Source organism: Methylomonas rivi (assembly GCF_024505165.1).
Taxonomy (GTDB): Bacteria; Pseudomonadota; Gammaproteobacteria; order Methylococcales; family Methylomonadaceae; genus Methylomonas; species Methylomonas rivi.
This window is the reverse complement of sequence record NZ_JANIBK010000258.1, coordinates 1-2,970: the sequence shown is the minus strand read 5'-3', so window position 1 is coordinate 2,970 and position 2,970 is coordinate 1. Positions and strand designations below refer to the sequence as shown.

Genomic DNA, 2,970 nt, shown 5'->3' with positions numbered 1-2,970 from the left:
GGCCGCTTCGGCCGGGGTGTCGAAACCGAAGCCGGCGGCGTAAGGGTTGGGACCGTTGGTAATGTCCGCGGAGGCCAGGGTGGAGACGGCCAGCAGGCCGGCGAATAAAGTCAGTTGTTGCGTATGTTTCATAAGGTATTTCCTATGGTTGATAAATAATCGAATCTCTTCGCCGCGAAGACGAGTCGTGGGTTTGTATCAATAGTTGCCGCCGTTTCGGCCCCAAGCCGGCTGTCCGCCCATGGCCGGGCCATGGCGGTGGCGGTGCTGTTATTCGGGTTTTGTCGGAGCCTCCTGTTGCGGATAGTCCACGACGTAGCGGTATTGCTTGCCGCAGTAGATGATGACTTCCTTCTGGCCCCGCTTGAGCAGGCGCATTTCTATTCGCAAATCCGCGAAGCCGTTGTGGTTGAGCAAGTCATTGAACAAGCGCTCCAAATTTCTTTGAGCTTCGTGTTTAGCGCGTTCTCCCTTGGTCATCTGTGCCATGTCCTCCCTCAAAATGCCATTTTTACGGTGACGGCAATGTTGCGTCCCGGCCGTGAGTAGCGATCTGCCCAATATTCAGCGCTGGCAAAATTACCCAGCGTGGCATGCGGGTCGCCGGCGCGAGTATTGATGTCCTCCCAGTCGAAATACTTCTTGTCCAGCAGGTTGAAGACGCCGACATTAAAGCTGAGATGTTTGCCGGCGTTGTAGTAAGCGTTGAAATCGACGACGCCGTAGCCGGCAGGCAGAAAGCGGGCGCGTTCTTCGTCGGCGTCGGCCGGTTGCGGCAGGGTCGAAGCTTGTTTTGCCCCGACCAGTGTTAGATTAAGTTCCGTGCCCCAGTCGCCGCCGGGCTGATCGTAGCGCAGGCCGACGACTGCTTTCATCGGGCTGATTTGTCTGAGCGCTTCATCGTCGTTCCGCTGGGTTTTCAAGTTCACACCTTCGGTAAACGAGCCGCTAAACAGCAGGCTGGTACCCAATAATGCCGGGTTTAGCCAGTCCAGATATAGCCGGCTTTTCAGTTCTATGCCCTGAATTCGGATCGGATCGGCGCTATTGATATTCTGATAGGTGGTGAATCCCAGCGGCGGACAGGCGGCGGTGGCCGGGTTGCAAATCACCGCGTTGTAGATGAAGTTTTCATAATCGTTACGGTAGACGCTGACATCAAATTGGCCGGCCGAGCCCTGGCCGCGCAGACCGACTTCGGCGCCGACGCTGGTTTCGGGTTGGATGTTGTAATTGGGCAGATTGCTGTAGCCGCCGGTGACGTTGGTAAAGCCCAGGTTGCTCTCGCTAAAGTTCGGGCCGCGGAAACCGTGGCTGTATTGCCCATGTACGGTGAAGACGTTATTCAGGTGCAGCAAGGCGCCGAATCTCGGTAAAAAGGCCGAGGCGTCGATGATGCTGGGTACGACGGGATCGGCACCTTCCGCGACGGCGGCATCGGAGGCTTTTTGGAACAGATAATCGCTGGCCGGCAATAAGCGGAAATATTCCCAGCGGCCGCCCGGTATCAGCTCGATGCGCTTGTCGACCAGCTCAACCGTGTCTTCCAGGTAGGCGCCGGCCTTGGTGACGGCGGATAACGGAAAGTCGCGTACCGGAAATTCGTCAGGCGTCACCGTTTTGCTGATCGTGCCTTTGGGGCAAGTGGCTGTTGGGAGTCCGCTGATCGGGTGAACTGAGCCGCTGATGCAGGCATAGCTGCCGTCCCGTAGCTGGGCTATGCTGTTTTTGCTGATTTGGCCGCCGTATTGCAGATTGTGGCGGGTATCCGCCCAATCGAAACTTTTAGCCAGTTTCAACTCGCCGCCGAAGTCGTCGTTGGCGAAAGCGAAAATTCGCTCGGTGAGGGTGTTGCCGTCGGTTCTGGCGGTACGGTCTTGCAGGGTGATTTGGCTAGTGGCGGATTTTTGGGTGTAAAACTTCCACATCAGCTCATCGAATACCGGCGTCTGCAGTTGTTTTAAGCTGTGGTCCAATGTCAGCCGCCAGCGGGATTGCGTATCCGTGGTCAGCATGCTGTTGACCGTGCGCAGACTGATGTCGGGGCCGCGTAAATACAGGGCATCCACATAGGATTGGCTGTCCAGCCATTCGCCGGTCAAGCGTAACACGTTGTCGTCGTTAAACCGGTACAGCAGTTTGGCCAGCAGGTTATAGCTTCGGTTGTCTTGCGGGCTGGGGGCGGTACGGTCGCCCCCCAAACTGTCGATATAGCCCTTGTTGTCGGTTTCGTTGCTTTGGGTATGGGTAAACAGCGCCATGGCTTCCCAGCCGCCCAGCGCGCGGGCCAATGTGCCGGTCTGGACAAAGCCGTTATCGGTGGTGTTGTAGTTCAGTTTCAGGCCGGTGTAGACATCCTTGCCGAACGCGTTTAGGTAATCGCGCGGGTCTTTGGTGACAAAGTTGACCGTACCGCCCATCGCATCGCCGCCGTAACTGGCTGGTCCCGAGCCGCGGGTGATTTCTACCGCTTTTAAAGCGTCCATGTCCACCGCATTGCGGTTGGCGCTGGCGAATGAGCCGATGCGGAAGGCTTCCGGCAACCGTACGCCGTCGATCTGCATCAACACCCGGTTGCCGCCCAGGCCGCGGATGGTAAAGCCGCTGGCGCCGAAGCGCTGCGGGTCGTTGCCGACGTTGACGCCGGGTTCGTAGCGGATCAAGTCCTTGATATTACGTACCATGCGCTGTTCTATGGTTACGGAGTCCATGCTCGATTGGCTGCCGGCTTGGTTCGCGGGAGCGGATTTTTCTTCCGGAGCCGACACGTATACGGTGTCGAGTTCTTGGTCGGCTGCCGCCGCGTCTTCGCAACGCGCGGAGAGTGGGTTAAGCAAGAACAGGGCGGCCATCAGCGTTGCTCGATACGGCTTGCCGCCGGGTTTTTGGCATGGTCGTGTTCCGGCGGAGGTTGCCGTCCCTGCAGCCACGGCGCGGCGTCGGCATCCGTGCCGGAACAAGCCCATGCCA

The 2,970-nt window shown here is 58.1% G+C and carries 2 protein-coding genes; both read right to left on the bottom strand.

Annotated elements, in window-relative coordinates; genetic code table 11:
* Nucleotides 1–270: 270 nt before the first annotated feature.
* Nucleotides 271–489: a hypothetical protein gene (locus NP596_RS20785; protein WP_256617299.1), complete on the bottom strand. Its 219-nt coding sequence runs from the start codon at nucleotides 487–489 to the stop codon at nucleotides 271–273.
* Between the two features lie 8 nt (nucleotides 490–497).
* The gene (locus NP596_RS20780; protein WP_256617298.1) at nucleotides 498–2,852 is read right to left on the bottom strand and encodes a TonB-dependent hemoglobin/transferrin/lactoferrin family receptor; all 2,355 of its coding nucleotides are present in this window, start codon (nucleotides 2,850–2,852) and stop codon (nucleotides 498–500) included.
* Between the last annotated feature and the right edge of the window lie 118 nt (nucleotides 2,853–2,970).